The following is a 20,943-nucleotide window of genomic DNA, read 5'->3' on the forward strand; positions in this document are numbered from 1 at the left end:
GTTATACTGTTCGGCATGTCGGAATAAGTTGGCCCGACATTCCCATATCTCTAAAAAAACGGAAGGAGATCGACTCATGGCAATGTTGAAGGGATTGTTGGCCGCGGTACTGAGCCTGGCTGCCGCAGGCGCAGCTAGCGGGGCCGACGCTTATCCGGACAAGCCGGTGCGGGTGTACGTGGGCTTCGCGCCCGGCGGCGCCACGGACTTGCTTGCCCGCCTGTACGCCAAAAAGCTCGGCGAACGTTTCAACCAGACATTCATCGTGGAAAACCGCCCCGGCGCGGGCGGCAACATCGCGATCCAGGCGCTGACGCAGGCCCCGGCCGACGGCTACACCATCGCGATGGCGGCCAACTATGTGGCGGCCAACGCCGCCATGAAGCGCAACCCCTACGACTGGGAGCGCGACCTGACGCCCATAGGCATGGTGGCCTCCACGCCCAACATCCTGGTGGTGCCGCCCGGCTCCAGCATCCAAGGCGTCGACGACCTGATCAGCAAGGCCAAGGCCGGCGGCAACAAGCTGACTTTCGCCTCGGCCGGCATGGGCTCGTCCATCCACCTGGCGGGCGAGCTGTTCAAGGTCATGGCCGGCGTCGACATGACCCACGTGCCCTACAAGGGCGTGTCGCCGGCCGAGGTGGACCTGATGTCGGGCACCGTGGACATGATGTTCGGCAGCGTTTCCACGGCCATTCCGCTGGTGCAGTCCAAGAAGCTGAAGGCGCTGGCTGTCACCGGGCGCGAGCGCATGAAGGCGATGCCCGACCTGCCCACCATCGAGGAAGCCGGCCTCAAGGGCTACGACGTGGAAGCGGTGTACTTCATGGCGGCCCCCGCCAAGGTGCCGGCGCCGGTCCTGAAGACGCTGGCCGATGCCGTGGCCGACATCAACAAGCAGCCGGATGTCCAGGAATTCATGGACCGGATCTACGCCCGGCCCCTGACCGGCGGCCCCGAAGAGGCGCGGGCCTTCCTGAAGAGCGAAGTGAAGAAGTGGCAGGGCGTGGTCGATGCCACCGGCATGAAGGTGGACTGACGCGCGGCAACGGGTCCGTTTGCCGGATTCGAGACAGCGGGCGCCACAAGCCCGCGGACACAAGACCAATCAGGAGACATACATGAACACACGCAGGCGATACACGCTGGCAGTGCTGGCCGGCCTGATGACCGCAATGACCTTGCCGCAGATGTCGCACGCGGCCGATGACTATCCGAACAAGCCCCTGCGCCTGATCGCGCCCAGTTCGCCCGGCGGGATCCTGGACATCACCAGCCGGGTGATAGGCAAGAAGCTGTCGGAGCGGCTCGGCCAGCCGGTGGTGGTGGAAAACATGGCAGGCGCGGCCGGCATCCTGGGCATGCAAGGCCTGCTGCGCGCCGAGCCCGACGGCTACACGATGGTCATGGGCAGCAGCGGCCCGAACGCGGTCAATTACACGCTGTACAGCAAACTGCCGTACGCCATGTCCGACTTCGCCCCGGTGATCCGCATCATCACCATGCCGAACGCGCTGGTGGTCAACGCCAACGCGCCGGTCAAGACGCTGGCCGAGTTCCGCGACTATGCCCGCAAGAAGCAGGGCAATCTGTCCATGGCGGTTTCCATGATCGGCACGTCCGGACACCTGGGCGGCGAGCTGCTGAAGAACCGCCTGGACTTCACCGCTGTCACCGTGCCCTACAAGGGCGCCGCGCCCGCGACCAACGACCTGGTCGCAGGCCAGGTCGACTTCACGGTCGAGAACGTGATCACCGTGGCGCCGCTGGTCAAGGCGGGCAGGCTGCGGGCGCTGGCGGTCACCACCCGCGAACGCAGCCAGATCCTGCCCGACGTGCCGACGCTGGCCGAGCAAGGCTATCCCGATGTCGACGTCGGCGCCTGGCTGGGCGTGCTGGTCGCGGCGCGCACGCCGCCAGCGGTGGTCGCGAGGTTGAACAAGGAGCTCAACGCGGTCCTGGCCGATGAAGAGGTGAAAAAGCAGCTGGCGCAGCAGGGCGGCATTCCGCTGGGCGGCACGCCGGCCGAGTTCGACAGCTTCATCCGGTCGGAAAAAGACCGCTGGGAAAAAATCATCAAGGCCGCCGGCATCAAGGCGGAATGACCAGCATGCCGGCGGCCTGGCGCCGCCGGCATGCGTAGGGAGGCATGATCCATGGCAATCGATTATCAAAACCTGCGCAACTGGAAGTTCGAGGACCGCGTCGACCGCTACAGCGCGCGCGACTGCATGATCTACGCGCTGGGCCTGGGCTACGGCAGCGATCCGGCCGATGAAGCCGAGCTGCGCTACGTGCACGAGGACGGGACGGCCGTGGTGCCGACTTTCCTGGCCACCATCGGCGCGCCCAATGGCTGGGCCGCCGATCCGGCCACCGGCATAGACTGGGTCAAGATCCTGCACGGCGAGCACCGCATGACCTTCCATGCGCCGCTGGCCGCGGCCGGCGCGGTGCGCAGCCAGACCCGCGTCACGCGCGTCGTGGACAAAGGCGCCAGCAAGGGTGCGCTGGTAGTCACCGTGCGCGACATTTCGGATGCTGAGAGCGGCGCGCCGTTGGCCACGGTGGAGCATGTGTCGTTCTGCCGCGCCGATGGCGGCTTCGGCCAGGGCGACGAGCCGCCCGAGGCCCTGCCGGCCACGCCGCAACGCGAACCCGATCAGGTCGTGCTGCTGTCCACGCTGCCGCAGCAGGCGTTGCTCTATCGCCTGAACGGCGATCTCAATCCGGTGCACGCGCTGCCGCACATGGCGCGCACCGCCGGTTTCGACCGGCCCATCCTGCATGGCCTGTGCACCTACGGCATGGCGGCGCGAGCCTTGCTGCAGGCTTGCGCGCCGGCGGCGCCGCAACGGCTGGGCGCCATCGCCGCGCGCTTTTCCGCGCCGTTCTTCCCGGGCGAAACGCTGCGCGTGGAGATCTGGCGCGACGGCGACCGCCTGCAATTCCGCGCGCTGGCCCACGAGCGCGGCACGGTGGTGCTGAGCCACGGCGCCGCCAGCCTGGCGCATTGAGAAAAACCAGAGGTGAACCATGTCAGTACTTGAAGCCCATGCCCGGGAGATGCCCGATGGCATCGCCTACCGCATGATTCCGTCCGGCACCACGGTGACCTGGCGCGAGTTGGAACTGCGCAGCCGCAAATGCGCGGCGGCCATGCTGGACGCCGGCCTGCAATCCGGCGATGTGATCGCGGTATTCCTGGAAAACCATCCGCGCTTCTTCGAACTGTTGTGGGCCGCGCACCGCGTCGGCCTGTACTACACCACCATCAGCCGCCACCTCAAGCGCGAGGAAGCGCGCTACATCATCGAAAACTGCGACGCGCGGGTGCTGTTCTATTCCGGTCACACGCAGGCCGAAACGGATGCGGACGAGCTGGATGCGCGCGGCGTGCTGCGCGTCAGCATGGACGGCGCGGACGCCAGCGCAATCCCGTACGAAGACTGGATCGGCCGCTACGCCGATGACGTGGCCCTGCCTGAAACCCCGGAAGGCACGGACTTCCTGTATTCGTCGGGCACCACCGGGCTGCCCAAGGGCATCAAGCGCCCGCTGTCGGTGGCCAACCGCTATTTCCGCGTTGGCGATGCGCCCAGCAGCGCCTGGAAAGCTTTCGACCGCGACACCGTCTATCTGTCCACCGCGCCGTTCTATCACGCGGCCCCGGTGCGCTGGAACATGGCGGCGCTGCGGGCGGGCGGCAGCTGCGTGATGATGGAAAAATTCGACGCGGCCGCTGCGCTGGAGGCCATCGCCACCCATGGCGTCACGCATTCGCAATGGGTGCCGACCATGTTCATCCGCTTGCTGCGCCTGCCGCAGGAGGAGCGCACGCGCCACGACCTGTCCACGTTGCGCTACGCCGTGCATGCGGCCGCGCCGTGCCCCGCCGACGTCAAGGAAGCCATGATCGCGTGGTGGGGGCCGATCCTGTACGAGTACTACAGCGGCACCGAACTGGTGGGACGCACCTCGCTGGGCTCCGATGAGTGGCTGGCGCACCGCGGCTCGGTCGGCCGGCCGGAGTTCGGCCAGGCCCACATCATGAGCGAGGACGGGCTGAACGAACTGCCCCCGGGCCAGCCAGGCGTCATCTATTTTTCCGGCGGCGGCTCCTTCGAATACCACAAGGACCCGGCCAAGACGCGCGGCGCCTACAACGCGCGCGGCTGGGCCACCTACGGCGATATCGGCTACCTGGACCAGGACGGCTATCTGTACCTGACAGACCGCCTGTCCAACATGATCGTGTCGGGCGGCGTCAACATCTATCCCCAGGAAGCCGAGAACCTGCTGAGCACGCATCCCGCGGTGGCGGACGTAGCGGTGGTCGGCGTGCCGAACCCGGAGTTCGGCGAGGAGGTCAAGGCCGTCGTGCAATTGCGCGATCCGGCCGCGGCCAGCCCCGACCTGGCGCGGCAGTTGATCGACTATTGCCGCGACCGGATCTCGCCCATCAAGTGCCCGAAGAGCGTGGACTTTTCCAGCGACATGCCGCGCACCGAGACCGGCAAGCTGCTCAAGCGCCTGGTCAAGCAACGTTACTGGCCGCAAGCCTAGGCGGCCCGCCATGAAAGATCAGGAGGCAGCATGAATCGGCAGCGCAAGCTTTTCTCGGCGGAGCATGACCTGTTCCGCGACACCGTGGCGCGCTTCATCGCGCAAGAGATCACGCCGCATCACTACCAATGGGAACAGGAAGGCCTGGTGCCGCGCGAACTGTGGCGCAAGGCCGGCGCGGCCGGCATCCTGCTGCCCAGCACGCCCGAGGAATACGGCGGGGGCGGCGGCGACTTCCTGCACACGATCATCGTGGTGGAAGAGATCGCCCGTGCGCTGGCCACCGGCGTCACCGGCTTCACCACCCATTCCGATATCGTCGCGCCGTATCTGCTGAACTTCGGCACCGAGCGCCAGAAGCAGCGCGACCTGCCCGGCATGGCCCAGGGCGATATCGTGGCGTCCATCGCCATGACCGAGCCGGGCGCGGGCAGCGACGTCAAGGCGATACGCACCGCGGCGGTCCGCGCGCAGGGCGGCTACGTCATCAACGGCCAGAAGACCTTCATCACCAACGGCTTCCATGCCGACCGCGTGCTGGTGGTGGCCAAGACCGATCCGGCAGCCGGCGCGCGCGGCATCAGCCTGTTCTGGGTCGATACCGCGACGCCCGGATTCACGCGCGGACGCCTGCTGGACAAGGTCGGGCAGAAGGCGCAGGACACGGCCGAACTCTTCTTCCAGGACATGTTCGTGCCGGACGAGGACATGCTGGGCGAGCCAGGCCAGGGCTTCGGCTATCTGATGAAGGAACTGGTGCGCGAGCGCCTGATGATCGCGGTGCGCTGCGCCATGGCACTGGAAAGCGCGCTGCAATGGACCGTCGACTACACCAAGGACAGGCGCGCCTTTGACAAGGCATTGATCGACAACCAGCACATCCGCTTCAAGCTGGCAGACATCAAGACCCTGGCCGCCGCCACTCGCGCCTTTGTCGACGGTTGCGTGCAGCAATACCTGGATGGCGAGCTCGATGCCGGCGGCGCGGCCATGGCCAAGCTGTGGGCATCTGAAGCCACCAGCGCCATCGACGACCTGCTGCAGTTCCACGGCGGCTACGGCTACATGCGTGAATACCCCATCGCCCGCGCCTACACCGACGTGCGGCCCAACCGGATCTACGGCGGTGCCTCGGAAGTGATGCGAGAGCTGATCGCACGGACGCTTTGAACTTTCTTCTTCTTCGACTTCGACAGGAACAGATCCCTACATGAGCAAGCATCTCTCGAAATCGGTTGCCATCGTCGGCGCCGCCGAATCCGACCTGGGGAAAGTGCCCGGGATGACCTCGCTGGACCTGCAGGCGCAGGCAGCGACCCGCGCGCTGCGCGATGCCGGCCTGACGCTCAAGGACGTCGACGGCGTGTTCGCGCACGTGGACGACAAGTTCGCCGGGCTGCACCTGGCCGAATACCTGGGCATACGGCCGCGCTATGTGGATTCGACCAGCGTGGGCGGCATGTCCAGCGTCATGCACATCCGCCACGCCATGGCCGCCATCGAGGCCGGCATGTGCGAGGTGGCGCTGGTGGCCTACGGCAGCACCCAGCTGTCGGACGGCACGCGCAAGGTGGGCGGCACGCCCGAAGACATGCGCATGCCGCGCGGACAGTTCATCACGCCGTATGGGCAGCTGAGCCCTATCGGCTACTACGCGATGGTGGCGCAGCTGCACATGCAGCGCTACGGCACCACCCACAAGGACCTGGCCGAAGTGGCGGTGGCGGCGCGCAAATGGGCGCAGCTCAACCCCAAGGCCTACCGCCGCGAGGACACCTCGATCGAGGAAGTCATGGCGTCCAAGTTGATTGCCGACCCCTTGCGCCAGCGTGACTGCTGCCTGGTGACCGACGCCGGCGGCGCGGTCATCATCACGTCCGCGGCGCGAGCGCGAGAGCTCAAGCGGCCGCCGGTCTACGTGATGGGCATCGCCGAATCCTTCTCGCACCACTACACGCCCTTCAACACGGCGGACTGGCTGGACACCAATGTGGCGCAGACGGCCGACGCCGCGCTCGCCATGGCCGGCGTCACGCGCGCCGACATCGACGTGGTGCAGATCTACGACCATTTCACCATCGGCGTGATCCAGTCGCTGGAAGAACTGGGCTTCTGCAAGCGCGGGGAGGGTGGGGCCTTCGTGGCGGACGGACGCCTGGCTCCGGGGGGCGACTTCCCCATCAATACCTCGGGCGGCGGCCTGTCCTACAACCATCCCGGCCAGTTCGGCATGCTGCTGCTGCTCGAGGCCGTGCACCAATTGCGCAAGGAATGCGGCGAGCGCCAGCTGCCCCGCGCCGAACTGGCCCTGGTGCACGCGCCAGGCCTGGTTTTTTCCTGCAACACCACCCTGATACTCGGAGTCTGACCATGGAACTCGCCCAACGCCCGCTGCCGCAACCGACCCGGATCACCCAGCCTTACTGGGATGCGGCGAAGGAAAGCCGCCTGGTCATCCAGCAATGCGCCTGCTGCAAGACGCGCCAGTTCTATCCGCGCGAATTCTGCACCGCCTGCCTGTCCGACAGCATCGAGTGGATCGACTCCGCAGGACTGGGCACCGTCTACACCTACACCGTCAACCGGCGTCCGAGCAATGCCGCCCTGAGCGAAAAAGTGCCATATGTGGTCGCCATGATCGACCTGGACGAAGGCGTGCGCATGATGGCCAACATCATCGACACCCCGCCCGAGGCGGTCCGGATAGGAAGCCGGGTGCGGGTGTGTTTCGAACAGGTGTCGGACGAGATCACCTTGCCGCAGTTCAGGCTGGAGGTGTGAGCACAGCGCCGGCCGGTGGCCGGCGCAGGCAAATAAAAAAGGCCGGTCTGACTTTGAATCAGACCGGCCTTTTGCGGTATTTGGTGGAGCCGGGGGGAATTGAACCCCCGTCCGCAAGCCCTCCGCAACCAGTTCTACATGCGTAGTCGATTTATTTGGTTTTAACCCTGGACTTAGCCAACCGACAGGCCGGACCAGAGCGATTCACGTAATTTAAATTTGAACCGTGTGACCCCAGTTCAAACCGATTCCTTGTGAATGTCGCTGCTGCGGTTCGAGGGTTGCCCCCCTAGGAAGTTGCCTTCCCCCGCCTGACCCAAGGACAGATCAGTGCAGCGGCTCACCGCTTAAGCGGCGAGAGCGAAACGCTCGTCGTTGGCGTTTGTAGTGTTCCAGTGGTTTAACGAGCGTACTGGTGCTCGGCATGCCCTGAGTTGTTTCGCGACCCACGTCGAATCCGGATCGGCCCCAAGAGGATCTATTGTACTGGGAAACGCCATAGCCTGCTGCATCGTCTGCGCCGCCATGCCCGGGCGTGGCGCAGACGATACAGGCGGGCCGTCACACGGCGTTGGCGCAGGCCGCCTTGGGCTCCCGGCGCGGGCGCGAAGCCGCCATCAGCGCGAAGGCCAGGACCACGGAGATGCCGACGATGACGGCCGCGGCCCAGCCCAGCGAGGCCAGTCCGTAGTTGTCGATGACGTACCCGCCGACCACGGCGCCCAGGCCGATGCCGGTGTTGGCGCCCGAGATATTCAGGGACGCGGCAAAGGCCGGCGCTTCCGGCGCGGACTTCATCAGCCGCACGTGGCAGACGATGAAGAGCGCGGCTTGCGCAATGCCCCAGACTCCCAGCGCCACGGCCAGCAGTCCGTGCGACTGCATCACGGGGGCGATCACGGCCAATCCTGCCGCCATCAGCGCCGAGAACAAGGCGGTCGCGCCCAGGGGGCTGCGGTCCACCATGCGGCCGCCCAGGGTGTTGCCGATCAAACCGACGGCGCCGAACGCCATCATGGTCCAACCGACGATCTGGCCGTTGAAACCGGCCAGCCGCTCCAGCATGTCCGCCAGGTAGGTGTAGGCCGTGAACATGCCGGTGAAGACCAGCAGCGACAGCAGCACATGGCCGACCACGATCGGGTTGCGCAGGATGCGCAGCTGCGTGATGAGCTTGACGTTGTCGGCGCGGATGCGGGTGCTGGGGAAGGCGAACAGCAAGAGCAGGGCCTTGGCGAACGCCACCGCCGACAGCACGCCAAAGGCGGCGCGCCAGCCGAAGGCGTCGGAAATCAGCACGCCGATGGGGATGCCGAATACCGTGGCCGCGACGATGCCGAAGGCAACCATGGAGATGGCGCGGCCGGCGCGCGCCGGGCCGACCAGTTCCACGGCCGTGGCGCTGGCCAGCGACCAGAACACCGGCAGAGCCAGGGCAGGGACGAGGCGCGCCACGGCCATGACCCAGATGTTCGGCGCGACGGCCGCCAGGGCGTTGGACAGGCCGAACAGCACCAGCACGCCAATGAACAGGCGCTTGCGCTCTATGTTGGCCATGAGCGCCGTGAGCAGCGGACCGGTCGCCGCCACCGTGAAGGCGAACAGCGATACCAGCAGGCCGGCCTGGGACACGGTGACGTTCAGGTCGCGGGCCAGGCCGGGCAGCAGCCCGATGATCAGGAACTCTGTCGTCAGGATGGTGAAGCCGGCGGCGGAAAGTAACAGGATGGGCAATAGCATAGGCATTCCTCTGGCGCGACGCGGCAAGGCGGCGCGCGGGGGGCGTTGTGGGCGGTCTAAAAAAGGTCAGGTGTGCGCCGGCCTGAATGCCGGGCAGAGCAACGGGGCCGAAGGGCGCCGTGGCAGGGATCAGTGGCGGACGGCGGTGTCCGCAACCTCCGGCATCAGCCGGAAAAGGCAATCGGGAAGCACCCGCATGCCTTGCATAAGCCACACTTTAAGTGACTTTGGTTTCAGGATAAAGGCCCTGGTTTCGGAAATATTGTTCGGGAAACTCAACTAATTTTCACGAACAACAGCAAGACAGGAGCCGGGCCGCGTGGCGGCCCGGTCAGGCAGGCTTACCGCAGGTCGCTGGGCAGCAGCGGCTGGATGGCGGACCAGAGTTCCGCGGGGGAATTGGCGCAGGTTTCCGCTTCCCAGGCCGTGATGTTGTCGTCTTCGCCGACGTAGCCGTAAGCGGCCGCGACCGCCGGCATGCCCGCCGCGTGCGCGGCCTGGATGTCGCGCAGATCGTCGCCGACATAGACGCAACGGTCTACGGCGAAGCCGGCTTCGCGCGCGGCGTGCTGCAACGGCAGCGGGTGCGGCTTGGCGTGAGCCGTGGTGTCGCCGCAGACCAGGACGGCGCTGTCGCGCGTCAGGTCCAGGTATTCGACGATGGGCAGGGTCAGATAGGTGACCTTGTTGGTCACGATGCCCCAGGACAGTCCGCGGTTGCGGATGTCCGCCAGCAGCGCTTCGATGCCGGGAAACAGCTTGCTGTGGACGGTGGAGCCGGCGGCGTAGTCTTCCAGGAACTGCAGCCGGGTGGGCTCGTAGTCGGCGTCGCCCGGCTTCAGGTCCAGCGCCACGCGCAGCAGGCCGCGGGCGCCCTGGGATGCGACCGGGCGCAGGGCCTCGTACGGCATAGGTTCCAGTCCCTTGCGGGTGCGCTGGCGGTTGGCTGCGGCGGCCAGGTCGGGGGCGGTGTCGGCCAGCGTGCCGTCGAAGTCAAACAGGATCAGGGCGCTCATTTGCGGGTAGCCATCAGGTAATTGACCGAGGTGTCGGACGACAGGGTGTAGATCTGGGTGATCGGGTTGTATTCCATGCCGCGCATGCTGACCGGTTCCAGGTTGGCGCCGCGCGCGGCTGCCGACAGCTCGCTGGGCTTGATGAACTGGTCATAGCTGTGCGTGCCGCGCGGCAGCAGGCGCAGGACATATTCCGCGCCCACGATGGCGAACAGGAAGGACTTGGGATTGCGGTTCAGCGTCGAGAAGAACACCCAGCCGCCCGGTTTCACCAGGGTCGAGCAGGCGCGCACGATGGACGCCGGATCCGGCACGTGTTCCAGCATTTCCATGCAGGTCACCACGTCGTACTGGCCGGGTTGTTCCGCTGCGAGTTCCTCCACCGGAACCTTGCGGTACTCCACCTTCACGCCCGATTCCAGGCCATGCAGGCGAGCCACCTTCAGGGACTTGTCGGCCAGGTCGATGCCGGTCACCTCGGCGCCGCTGCGCGCCATGGCTTCGGACAGGATGCCGCCGCCGCAGCCCACGTCCAGCACCTTCTTGCCCGCCAGGCTGCCTGCGCATTCCTGGATCCATTCCAGCCGCAGCGGGTTGATGGCGTGCAGGGGCTTGAACTCGCTTTCGGGATCCCACCAGCGGCTGGCCAGGGCGCCGAACTTGTCGATTTCGGCCTGGTCGGCGTTGATGGGGCGGGCGGTATCGTGGGTTTGCGTAGTCATGGGCAGGTTCAGCGTAAGGCGACTCTATGACTCTATATATAGAGGGGTCCATCGCGCCGGGCGAGGGAGGGGCGGCGCAGCCCTGCACCGCTTTGGTGCGTGGCTGGCGAAAAAAAGGGCCTCGCTATGCGAGGCCCCCTTATTGTAGCTAGTCCAGCAATTACTTGCGGCTACCCACGATTTCGATCTCAACGCGACGGTTTTGGGCGCGGCCTTCCTTCGTCTTGTTGGAAGCGATCGGGTTCAGCTCACCCTTGCCTTCCGTGTAGATACGGTTCGGGTCGATACCCTTGCTGACCAGGTAGGTCTTGACCGAAGCGGCGCGGCGCTCGGACAGCTTCTGGTTGTAGGCTTCGGTACCGATCGAGTCGGTGTGGCCCACAGCAATGATGGTTTCGAGGTCGATACCGCGAGCTTGCTGGGCGACTTGGTCCAGCAGCTGACGGCCTTCGGGCTTCAGCGTCGACTTGTCGAAGTCGAAGAACGTGTCAGCATTGAACACGACCTTGGCCGCCATCGGGGCCGGCTTCGCCTTCTGTTGTGCAACCGGCACGCCGTCGCAACCGGGGATACCGGTGGCCGGGGTCCAGAATGCATCGCGCCAGCACAGTTCGTTCGTGCCGTTCTTCCAAACGTCACCGAACGGGTTGCGCCAGTTGTCCACGGTTTGCGCGGAAGCTACACCAGAGGCCGTGACGGCGGCGAAGGCGAGCGCCAGAGCGAATTTGGAGGGTTTGTTCATGTTTCTCCTCGTTGAGCTTGAAGCTGGATAAGTGACTCGCAGCGAACCCCCGCCGCATATCAGGAAAACGGGGCCAGTATAGCAACGCCAAGAGCTGGTTCAAAGGAATAGCTACTGGGTTTCCTGCGTGCTGGAAACAATCTTAAGGCATTTGGGGGGCTTTGGCTTCCCTGGAGAGGCGCATTGGCGCTGGATATGACGTTTTCGGCGCTCCTTCGGTTTTCCATGTTGGTTTTTGACAACAGGGCCGCGGGACGCGGGCGGACGCGCGGTTGGTCGCCGCCCCATATCTTCCCGTCCGGCCGGTCGAGGCGCCGCTTGGGGAGCGCCTTCTGACCGCCGCGGGAATCGGATGATAGAATTTCCTGTTTACCCGGCCCGGGTTCCTCCTTACACGATTCTGTCGTTATATATATGGATTCCTTTGCCAAGGAGACGCTTCCGGTATCGCTGGAAGAAGAGATGCGCCGCAGTTACCTCGATTACGCGATGAGCGTGATCGTCGGGCGGGCGCTACCGGATGTGCGGGACGGCCTCAAGCCTGTCCACCGGCGCGTGCTCTACGCGATGCACGAACTGAACAACGACTGGAACCGCGCCTATAAGAAGTCGGCGCGTATCGTCGGGGACGTCATCGGTAAATACCACCCCCACGGCGACCAGTCCGTCTACGACACCATCGTCCGCATGGCGCAGGATTTCTCCATGCGCTACATGCTGGTCGACGGCCAGGGCAACTTCGGCTCGATCGACGGCGACAACGCCGCGGCGATGCGTTACACCGAAATTCGCCTGGCCAAGATCGCCCACGAATTGCTGGCCGACATCGACCAGGAAACGGTGGACTTCGGCCCCAATTACGACGGCAGCGAACAAGAACCGCTGCTGTTGCCGTCGCGCCTGCCCAACCTGCTGGTCAACGGCAGCTCGGGCATCGCGGTGGGCATGGCCACCAATATTCCGCCCCACAACCTCCAGGAAGTGGTCGACGGCTGCCTGTACTGCCTGCGCAATCCGGGCTGCTCGGTCGATGAGCTCATGGAGCTCATCCCGGCCCCCGATTTCCCCACTGGCGGCATCATCTACGGCATGTCCGGCGTGCGCGAAGGCTATCGCACCGGTCGCGGCCGCGTCATCATGCGCGCCAAGACCCACTTCGAGGACATGGAGAAGGGCAACCGCCAGGCCATCGTGGTCGACGCGATCCCCTACCAGGTCAACAAGAAGACGCTGCAGGAACGCATCGCCGAGCTCGTCAACGACAAGAAGATCGAAGGCATCTCGGACATCCGCGACGAGTCCGACAAGGACGGGATGCGCCTGGTCATCGAGCTCAAGCGCGGCGAGGTTCCCGAGGTTGTCCTGAACAACCTCTACAAGAACACGCAGCTGCAAGATACCTTCGGGATGAACCTGGTGGCGCTGGTCGACGGCCAGCCCCGCCTGCTCAACCTGAAGCAGATGATCGACTACTTCCTGCAGCATCGCCGCGAAGTGGTCACGCGCCGCACGGTGTTCCAGCTGCGCAAGGCCCGCGAACGCGGCCACGTGCTGGAAGGCCTGGCCGTCGCGCTTGCCAACATCGACGATTTCATCGCCATCATCAAGGCAGCTCCGACTCCGCCGGTCGCGCGCCAGGAGCTGATGGCGAAGTCGTGGGATTCGTCGCTGGTGCGCGAAATGCTGTCGCGCGCCGACGGCGACACGCCGGGAGGCCGCGCGGCCTTCCGTCCGGACGACCTGGGCGCCGAGTTCGGCCTCCAGGGCGACGGCCTGTACCGTCTGAGCGACACGCAGGCCCAGGAAATCCTGAACATGCGCCTGCAACGCCTGACCGGGCTGGAGCAGGACAAGATCGTCGGCGAATACAAGGACATCATGTCCACCATCGCCGACCTGCTGGATATCCTGGCGCGTCCTGAGCGCATCACCACGATCATTGGCGAAGAGCTGCAGGCCATCAAGGCGGAGTTCTCGACCGGCGCGAAGGATACGCGCCGCTCGGAAATCGAACTCAACGCCACCGAGCTCGACACCGAAGACCTGATCACGCCGACCGACATGGTCGTGACCCTGTCGCACGGTGGCTACATCAAGAGCCAGCCGCTGTCCGAGTACCGCTCGCAAAAGCGCGGCGGACGCGGCAAGCAGGCCACGGCCATGAAGGAAAACGACTGGATCGACCAGTTGTTCATCGCCAACACGCACGACTTCCTGCTGTGCTTCTCCAACCGCGGCCGCGTGTACTGGCTGAAGGTCTGGGAAGTGCCGCAAGGCACGCGCAACTCGCGCGGCAAGCCCATCGTCAACATGTTCCCGTTGGCCGAAGGCGAGAAGATCACCGTGGTGCTGCCGGTCAAGGAATTCAGCGAAGACCACTACGTCTTCATGGCGACCTCGCGCGGCACGGTCAAGAAGACCCCGCTGTCCGACTTCTCCAACCCGCGCAAGGCCGGCATCATCGCCGTGGACCTGGACGACGGCGACTACCTGATCGGCGCCGACCTGACCGACGGCCAGCATGACGTCATGCTGTTCTCGGACGCCGGCAAGGCCGTGCGCTTCGACGAGAACGACGTGCGTCCGATGGGCCGCAACGCCCGCGGCGTGCGCGGCATGATGCTGGAAGACACCCAGACCGTCATCGCGCTGCTGGTGGCTGGCGACGAAACGCAAAGCGTGCTGACCGCCACCGAAAACGGCTACGGCAAGCGCACCCCGATCACCGAGTACACGCGTCACGGCCGCGGCACCAAGGGCATGATCGCCATCCAGACCAGCTCGCGCAACGGCAAGGTCGTGGGCGCGGTGCTGGTCATGCCTTCGGACGAGATCATGCTGATCACGACCGGCGGCGTGCTGGTGCGCACCCGCGTCTCTGAAATCCGCGAAATGGGCCGCGCCACGCAAGGCGTCACGCTCATCAACGTTGACGACGGCAGCTCTCTGTCCGGCGTGCGCCGCGTCGTGGAAAGCGATGCGGACGATGACGGCGACCTGGGCGAAGACGGCCAGGACGCGGACGGCGGCGACGACAACGGCGCTGCGGACTCGACGGATTCGATGGAACCTACGGAGCAATAATGGCCCGCCCCTGGAACTTCTCGGCAGGCCCCTCGGCCTTGCCCGAGGTGGTGCTGCAGCAAGCCGCTGCGGAAATGCTGGATTGGCACGGCAGCGGCATGTCCGTGATGGAAATGAGCCATCGCGGCAAGCATTTCGTGCAGATCTGCGATGAAGCAGAGTCCGATCTGCGCGACCTGCTCGGACTGCCGGCGGACTACGCCGTCATGTTCATGCAGGGCGGCGGTTCCGGGGAAAACGCCATCGTTCCCATGAATCTCATGGGACGCCGCGGTACGCCGGCGGCCGACTTCGTCGTGACGGGCCATTGGTCCAAGCGTTCGTACAAGGAAGCCGGCCGCTACGGCAGCACCCATGTGGCGGCAAGCAGCGAGCAGGCCATCCAGCTGGATGGCCGCGAGCAGGCGCCGCTGACCTGGGTGCCGCCGGTCGATACCTGGCAAGTGCGCCAGGATTCGGCCTATCTGCACCTGTGCAGCAATGAAACCATCGGCGGCGTCGAGTTCATGGACTGGCCCGACACCGCCGCGCTGGGCGCGCCCGACGTGCCGCTGGTCGTCGACGCGTCCTCGCATTTCCTGTCGCGTCCGATGGACGTGACGCGCTGCGGCATGATGTACGCCGGCGCGCAAAAGAATGCCGGCCCGGCGGGCGTGACCATGGTCATCGCGCGCCGCGACCTGATCGGCCACGCCTTGCCGATCTGCCCGTCCGCGTTCGATTACGCCAACGTGGCCGCGGAGCATTCGCGCTACAACACGCCGCCCACCTTCGCCATCTACGTCGCCGGCCTGGTCTTCAAGTGGGTCAAGGCCAATGGCGGCGTGGCCGGCATGGAAGCCGCGAACAAGGCCAAGGCCGATCTGCTGTACGGCTATCTGGACAGCACCAGCTTCTACCGCAATCCCATCCACGCACCGGTGCGCTCGCGCATGAACGTGCCGTTCGTGCTGCGCGACGAATCGCTCAACGACGCCTTCCTGCAAGGCGCGGACGCGGCCGGCCTGACGCAGCTCAAGGGCCACAAGAGCGTGGGCGGCATGCGCGCCTCGATCTACAACGCGGTGCCCCTGGCTGGGGTCACGGCGCTGGTCGAGTACCTCAAGGAATTCGAGCGTCGCTATGGATGACGATCTGCAGCGCAAGCTGCTCCCCTTGCGTCAGCGCATCGACGCGTTGGACGCCCAGATCCTCGACCTCCTGACGCAGCGCGCAAGCGCCGCGCTGGAAGTGGGCGAGGCCAAGCACGCCGCGAATGCCGATGGCCCCGTGCTGCGCCCCGAGCGCGAAGCCGAGGTCATCCGCCGCCTGCAGCAGACCAATCCCGGCCCGTTCCCGAACGCTGGCGTGGCCGCGGTCTGGACCGAAATCATCTCGGCCTGCCGCGGCCTGGAGCGCGGCATGACGGTCGCCTTCCTGGGACCGCAGGGCTCGTTCTCGGAACAGGCGGCGCAGGAGCATTTCGGCCACGCCGTGCAGAAGCTGCCTTGCGCTTCGTTTGACGAAGTCTTCCGCGCCGTCGAGGCGGGGCAGGCCGACGTCGGCATGGTTCCGGTCGAAAACTCCACCGAAGGCGCGGTCAACCGCAGCCTGGACTTGCTGCTGAACACGCCGCTGAAGATCCTGGGCGAGCGTTCGCTGGTCATTCGCCATTGCCTGATGTCGCAGTCCGGCAGCATGGACGGCATCAAGACGATTTCCGCGCATCCGCAGGCGCTGGCCCAGTGCCAGGGCTGGCTCACGCGCAACTATCCCGATGTGGCCCGCGTGGCCGCGTCCAGCAATTCCGAAGCCGCGCGCGCTGCCGCGGGCGACCCGAGCATCGCGGCGATCGCCGGTGAAGTGGCGGCGCCCGCCTGGAACCTGCAGATCGTGGCCGCGGGCATCCAGGACGACCCGCATAACCGCACGCGCTTCCTGGCGATCGGCAACATCGAGCCGCTGGTCAGCGGCAAGGACAAGACCAGCCTGATCCTGGCCGTGCCGAACCGCGCTGGCGCCGTCTACGAAATGCTGGCGCCGCTGGCGGCCAATGGCGTGTCCATGACGCGCTTCGAGTCGCGGCCGGCCCGCACCGGCCAGTGGGAATACTATTTCTATGTGGACGTCCTGGGTCACCGCAATGACCCGAACGTCGAACGCGCCCTGGCCGCCTTGCAGGCGCAGGTTGCCTACCTGAAAGTGCTGGGTTCCTACCCGGCGCCGTGAGCCCTTCCGACATGACCACCGCATCCAAGCCCCTCGTTGCTCCGGCGCACGTCAGCGCCATCGCGCCTTACCAGGCCGGCAAGCCCATCGAAGAACTGGCCCGCGAATTCGGGCTGGACCCGGCCGGGATCGTCAAACTGGCGTCCAATGAAAACCCGCTGGGCATGCCCAAGTCGGCGCGCGAGGCGATGCTGGCCGCGGCCGAGTCGTTGGCGCGCTATCCCGATCCCAACGGCTTCGACCTGAAGTCGGCGCTGGCTGAACGCTACGGCGTGCCGATGAGCTGGGTCACGCTGGGCAACGGCTCCAACGACATCCTGGAAATTGCGGCGCTGGCGCTGCTGGAGCCGGGCGTGTCGGCGGTCTATGCGCAGCACTCGTTCGCGGTCTACCGCCTGGCCACCCAGGCGCGCGGCGCCCGCCACATCGTGGTGCCGGCCAAGGACTACGGGCATGACCTGGATGCGATGTTCGATGCCATCGCCGACGATACGCGGCTGCTGTTCATTGCCAACCCGAACAACCCCACCGGCACCTTCGTGCCGGGCGACCAGGTCGCGGCCTTCCTGGAGCGCGTCCACGCCGCCCACGGCGATCGCGTGACGGTGGTCCTGGACGAGGCCTACAACGAGTACCTGGATCCCGAGTTCCGCTTCGACAGCACCGCGCTGGTGCGCCGCTATCCCAACCTGATCGTGTCGCGCACCTTCTCCAAGGCCTACGGCCTGGCGGGGCTGCGCGTGGGCTTCGCGGTGGCGCAACCGGCCCTGACGGATCTGCTGAATCGCGTGCGCCAGCCGTTCAACGTCAATACGCTGGCGCAGGCCGCGGCCATCGCCGCGTTGCGCGACGCGGCCTACCTGGAAGAGGCCTATGCCTCCAACAAGGCGGGCAAGGCGCAGTTGTGCGCCGCGTTCGAGCGCCTGAAGCTGCGCTACGTGCCCAGCTACGGCAACTTCGTGCTGGTGCATGTGGGCGACGCCCCGCGCATCAACCTGGAGCTGCTCAAGCGCGGCGTGATCGTGCGCCCGGTTGCCGGCGACGGCTTGCCGGAGTGGCTGCGGGTGTCCATCGGACTGCCGCAGGAAAACGAGCGGTTCATCGAAGCCTTGAGCGCCATCCTGTCCGCATGAACGACGCGTCACCGAAATCCGATCAGGGGGCCGCTGGCCCCCTGATTCCTGTATTGGCCGTAGTAGGCGTGGGCCTGATCGGCGGATCCTTCGCCGCGGCCTTGCGCCGGGCGGGGCAGGTGGGCCGGGTGCTTGGGGTAGGGCGCAACGCGCAATCGCTGGCCCGCGCCGTTGAACTAGGGCTGATCGACGAAGCCGCTTCCGCAGAGGATGCCGCGGCGCGCGCCGATCTGATCCTGCTGGCGACGCCAGTGGGCGGGCTGGGCGACGTGCTGTCGCGCATGCGCGCGCATCTGCGCTCCGATACCGTGCTGACGGATGGGGGCAGTACCAAGGCCGAAGTGGTCGAGGCCGCACGCGCCGCCCTGGGCGACCGGATCGCGCAGTTCGTGCCTGGCCATCCCATCGCCGGCGCAGAGCGCACCGGACCGGAGGCGGCCGATGCCGACCTGTACCGCAAGCGCACCGTCATCCTGACGCCGCTGGCCGAGAATGGCGCGGCCTCGCTGGAGCTGGTGCGCCGGGCATGGCAGGCTTGCGGGGCGGACGTGATCGACATGGACGCCGACGCCCATGACCGCGTGCTGGCTTCGGTCAGCCATTTGCCGCATCTGCTATCGGCGGTGTACATGGAGCAAGTGGCCGAGGCCACCGATGCTTCCACGCGCCTGGCGCTGGCGGGCAGCGGTTTTCGCGACTTCACGCGCATCGCCGCGGGTTCGCCCGAGATGTGGCGCGACATTTTTCTGTCCAACCGCGACGCCATGCTGGCCGAACTGGCCGACGTGCGCACGGTGCTGGATCGTGCCGAACGCGCCATTGCCGATGGCGATGGCGCGGCTTTGCTGACGCTGCTGGACACGGCGGCCCGCGCCCGCCGCAACTGGCGCAAGGAGTAGCTGACATGGGCGCTTTGCCTTATCTCGATCTGCCGCGCGTGCGGCAAGCGCGGGGCGTGATGGCCCTGCCGGGTTCCAAGAGCATTTCCAACCGCGTGCTGCTGCTGTCCGCCATCGCCGAGGGCAGCACCGTCATCACCGGTTTGCTGGATTCCGACGACACCCGCGTCATGCTCGGCGCCTTGCGCCAGCTGGGCGTGCAGGTGTCGGAACTGGAGGCGGGCAGTGTCACGGTGCAGGGCGTGCGCCGCTTTCCGGTGGAAAGCGCCGACCTGTTCATGGGCAACGCCGGCACCGCGATCCGGCCGCTGACCGCGGCGCTGGCGCTCATGGGCGGCGATTACCGCCTGTCGGGCGTGCCGCGCATGCACGAGCGCCCCATTGGCGACCTGGTCGACGCGCTCAAGGGCTTGGGCGCCAGCATCGATTACCTGGGCCAGCCTGGCTATCCGCCCCTGCATATCGGCCGCGGCGACATCGCGGCGGACGCGGTCACGCGCGTGCAGGGTTCGGTGTCCAGCCAGTTCCTGACTGCCTTGCTGATGGCCGCGCCGCTGCAGGCCGGCCGCAGCGGCAAGCCGGTCACGATCGAAGTGCTGGGCGAGCTCATCTCCAAGCCGTACATCGAGATCACGTTGAACCTGATGGCGCGCTTCGGCGTGCAGGTGCGGCGCGACGGCTGGAGCCGTTTCGTCATCGACGGCGGGGCGGCCTATCGCAGCACCGGGCAGATCGCGGTCGAAGGCGACGCCTCGACGGCTTCCTATTTCCTGGCGCTGGGCGCGATCGGCGGCGGGCCGCTGCGCGTGACCGGCGTGGGCGCGGACAGCATCCAGGGCGACGTCGCCTTTGCAGGCACGCTGGCCGACATGGGCGCCACCGTGACCTACGGTCCCGACTGGATCGAGGTGACGGGCGCGCGCGTCGCCCAGGGCGAACGCCTGAAGGCCTTCGACACCGATTTCAACCTGATCCCGGACGCCGCCATGACCGCGGCCGCCCTGGCGCTGTACGCCGACGGCCCGTGTCGCCTGCGCAACATCGGCAGCTGGCGCGTCAAGGAAACCGACCGCATCCACGCCATGCAGACCGAACTGGAAAAGCTGGGCGCGCAGGTGGAATCGGGGCCGGATTGGCTGCGCGTGACGCCGCCGGCGCAGGATGCCTGGCGCGATGCGCACATCGGCACCTGGGACGACCACCGCATGGCAATGTGCTTTTCGCTGGCGGCTTTCGGGCCGGCGGCCGTCCGTATTCTCGACCCGGGCTGCGTCAGCAAGACCTTCCCGGGTTACTTTGATGTTTACGCGGGCCTGGTAGCGGCCTAGCGAAGAATCGCCCATGACTTCGATTTCCCCTGCAACTTCCTCCACTGTCCCCGTCATCACCATCGACGGCCCCACCGCGTCCGGCAAGGGCACGGTGGCCCACCGCGTCGCCAAGGCCCTGGGCTGGGCCGTGCTCGACAGCGGCGCGCTCTATCGCCTGACCGCGCTGGCGGCGCTCAACCGCGGCTTGTCCCCCGAGGACGAGCCCGCCGTGGCGCGCGTGGCCGAAACCCTGGATGTGCGTTTCGAAGGGCCTCATGTCTACCTCGAGGGCGTGGATGTCGGCCACGATATCCGTCGCGAGGAAGTCGGCAACTTCGCCTCGCGCGTGGCCGCCTTCCCGGGCGTGCGCCAGGCGCTGCTCGAGCGCCAGCGCGCCTTCCGGCTGGCTCCGGGCCTGGTTGCGGACGGGCGCGACATGGGTACGGTGGTGTTTCCCGATGCGCCCCTGAAGGTGTTCCTGGTAGCCGATGTGGTCGCGCGGGCGCAGAGGCGCTGTAAGCAGTTGATCGAAAAGGGAATTTCTGCTAATCTTGATGACCTCCTACGGGATATGCGCGAGCGGGACGCCCGCGATATGGGGCGGACTACCGCTCCCTTGGCTCCCGCAGCGGATGCACACGTGCTGGATTCGTCTGATTTGACGATTGCAGAAACGGTGCAGGCAATACTGGATTTCTGGAAGAACGCCGCCGCGGATTGAATTACCGGTCCCGGACTT

The 20,943-nt window shown here is 66.2% G+C and carries 18 protein-coding genes and 1 other RNA gene; 14 read left to right on the top strand and 5 right to left on the bottom strand.

The window, feature by feature from the left end; translation table 11 throughout:
* Positions 1–76 precede the first annotated feature (76 nt).
* The 7 genes from IB259_RS20215 to IB259_RS20245 all read left to right on the top strand — a co-directional run bounded on the left by IB259_RS20215 (position 77) and on the right by IB259_RS20245 (position 7,350).
* Entirely contained in the window at positions 77–1,042 is a 966-nt protein-coding gene (locus IB259_RS20215) for a tripartite tricarboxylate transporter substrate binding protein (protein ID WP_192329999.1), read from the top strand.
* Positions 1,043–1,124: 82 nt separating this feature from the next.
* Positions 1,125–2,108, top strand: coding sequence for a tripartite tricarboxylate transporter substrate binding protein (locus tag IB259_RS20220; protein WP_054450860.1), 984 nt, complete (start codon positions 1,125–1,127; stop codon positions 2,106–2,108).
* A gap of 51 nt (positions 2,109–2,159) precedes the next feature.
* Positions 2,160–3,020, top strand: coding sequence for a MaoC/PaaZ C-terminal domain-containing protein (locus tag IB259_RS20225; RefSeq protein ID WP_054450862.1), 861 nt, complete (start codon positions 2,160–2,162; stop codon positions 3,018–3,020).
* Between the two features lie 19 nt (positions 3,021–3,039).
* A complete protein-coding gene (locus IB259_RS20230; RefSeq protein ID WP_054450866.1) occupies positions 3,040–4,569 on the top strand; it encodes an AMP-binding protein in 1,530 nt (509 codons plus the stop codon).
* Between the two features lie 30 nt (positions 4,570–4,599).
* Positions 4,600–5,739 carry an acyl-CoA dehydrogenase family protein gene (locus IB259_RS20235; protein WP_054450868.1) on the top strand — a complete coding sequence of 380 codons (1,140 nt, stop codon included), beginning with the start codon at positions 4,600–4,602 and terminating at the stop codon, positions 5,737–5,739.
* A 40-nt stretch (positions 5,740–5,779) separates the two neighbouring features.
* Positions 5,780–6,937, top strand: a complete 1,158-nt coding sequence (locus IB259_RS20240; protein WP_192330001.1) for an acetyl-CoA acetyltransferase — start codon at positions 5,780–5,782, stop codon at positions 6,935–6,937.
* A 2-nt stretch (positions 6,938–6,939) separates the two neighbouring features.
* Positions 6,940–7,350 (top strand): Zn-ribbon domain-containing OB-fold protein, encoded by a 411-nt coding sequence (locus IB259_RS20245; RefSeq protein WP_054450873.1) that lies wholly within the window; start codon positions 6,940–6,942, stop codon positions 7,348–7,350.
* An 81-nt stretch (positions 7,351–7,431) separates the two neighbouring features.
* On the opposite strand, the gene ssrA is transcribed toward IB259_RS20245, so the two are convergent.
* From ssrA to ompA, 5 genes are all read right to left on the bottom strand, one after another.
* Positions 7,432–7,820, bottom strand: a transfer-messenger RNA (tmRNA) gene (ssrA, locus tag IB259_RS20250).
* A gap of 91 nt (positions 7,821–7,911) precedes the next feature.
* A complete protein-coding gene (locus tag IB259_RS20255) occupies positions 7,912–9,090 on the bottom strand; it encodes an MFS transporter (RefSeq protein WP_175162849.1) in 1,179 nt (392 codons plus the stop codon).
* Between the two features lie 341 nt (positions 9,091–9,431).
* On the bottom strand, positions 9,432–10,106 hold the full coding sequence (locus IB259_RS20260) for an HAD-IA family hydrolase (protein WP_054450877.1): 675 nt from the start codon (positions 10,104–10,106) through the stop codon (positions 9,432–9,434).
* A complete protein-coding gene (gene ubiG / locus IB259_RS20265) occupies positions 10,103–10,828 on the bottom strand; it encodes a bifunctional 2-polyprenyl-6-hydroxyphenol methylase/3-demethylubiquinol 3-O-methyltransferase UbiG (protein WP_054450880.1) in 726 nt (241 codons plus the stop codon). The genes IB259_RS20260 and ubiG overlap by 4 nt, the downstream gene beginning before the upstream one ends.
* A gap of 160 nt (positions 10,829–10,988) precedes the next feature.
* The gene (ompA, locus tag IB259_RS20270) at positions 10,989–11,570 is read right to left on the bottom strand and encodes an outer membrane protein OmpA (RefSeq protein ID WP_013392385.1); all 582 of its coding nucleotides are present in this window, start codon (positions 11,568–11,570) and stop codon (positions 10,989–10,991) included.
* A gap of 414 nt (positions 11,571–11,984) precedes the next feature.
* On the opposite strand from ompA, the gene gyrA reads away from it, so the two are divergent.
* The 7 genes from gyrA to cmk are packed head-to-tail and all read left to right on the top strand — an operon-like array spanning position 11,985 to position 20,925.
* Complete coding sequence (gene gyrA, locus IB259_RS20275) at positions 11,985–14,654, top strand: DNA gyrase subunit A (protein ID WP_192330003.1); 2,670 nt, start codon at positions 11,985–11,987, stop codon at positions 14,652–14,654.
* Positions 14,654–15,784 carry a 3-phosphoserine/phosphohydroxythreonine transaminase gene (gene serC, locus IB259_RS20280; RefSeq protein ID WP_054450883.1) on the top strand — a complete coding sequence of 377 codons (1,131 nt, stop codon included), beginning with the start codon at positions 14,654–14,656 and terminating at the stop codon, positions 15,782–15,784. Before gyrA ends, serC begins: the two co-directional genes overlap by 1 nt.
* On the top strand, positions 15,777–16,862 hold the full coding sequence (pheA, locus tag IB259_RS20285) for a prephenate dehydratase (RefSeq protein WP_054450886.1): 1,086 nt from the start codon (positions 15,777–15,779) through the stop codon (positions 16,860–16,862). The genes serC and pheA overlap by 8 nt, the downstream gene beginning before the upstream one ends.
* Before the next feature lie 11 nt (positions 16,863–16,873).
* Positions 16,874–17,995, top strand: a complete 1,122-nt coding sequence (hisC, locus tag IB259_RS20290; RefSeq protein WP_054451323.1) for a histidinol-phosphate transaminase — start codon at positions 16,874–16,876, stop codon at positions 17,993–17,995.
* Complete coding sequence (locus tag IB259_RS20295; RefSeq protein WP_119450903.1) at positions 17,992–18,894, top strand: prephenate dehydrogenase/arogenate dehydrogenase family protein; 903 nt, start codon at positions 17,992–17,994, stop codon at positions 18,892–18,894. Before hisC ends, IB259_RS20295 begins: the two co-directional genes overlap by 4 nt.
* A 5-nt stretch (positions 18,895–18,899) precedes the next feature.
* The gene (gene aroA / locus IB259_RS20300; protein ID WP_192330005.1) at positions 18,900–20,222 is read left to right on the top strand and encodes a 3-phosphoshikimate 1-carboxyvinyltransferase; all 1,323 of its coding nucleotides are present in this window, start codon (positions 18,900–18,902) and stop codon (positions 20,220–20,222) included.
* 13 nt (positions 20,223–20,235) lie between these two features.
* Positions 20,236–20,925, top strand: a complete 690-nt coding sequence (gene cmk / locus IB259_RS20305) for a (d)CMP kinase (RefSeq protein WP_054450894.1) — start codon at positions 20,236–20,238, stop codon at positions 20,923–20,925.
* Positions 20,926–20,943 lie beyond the last annotated feature (18 nt).

This window comes from Achromobacter sp. ACM04 (assembly GCF_014851465.1).
GTDB lineage: Bacteria > Pseudomonadota > Gammaproteobacteria > Burkholderiales > Burkholderiaceae_B > Achromobacter > Achromobacter aegrifaciens.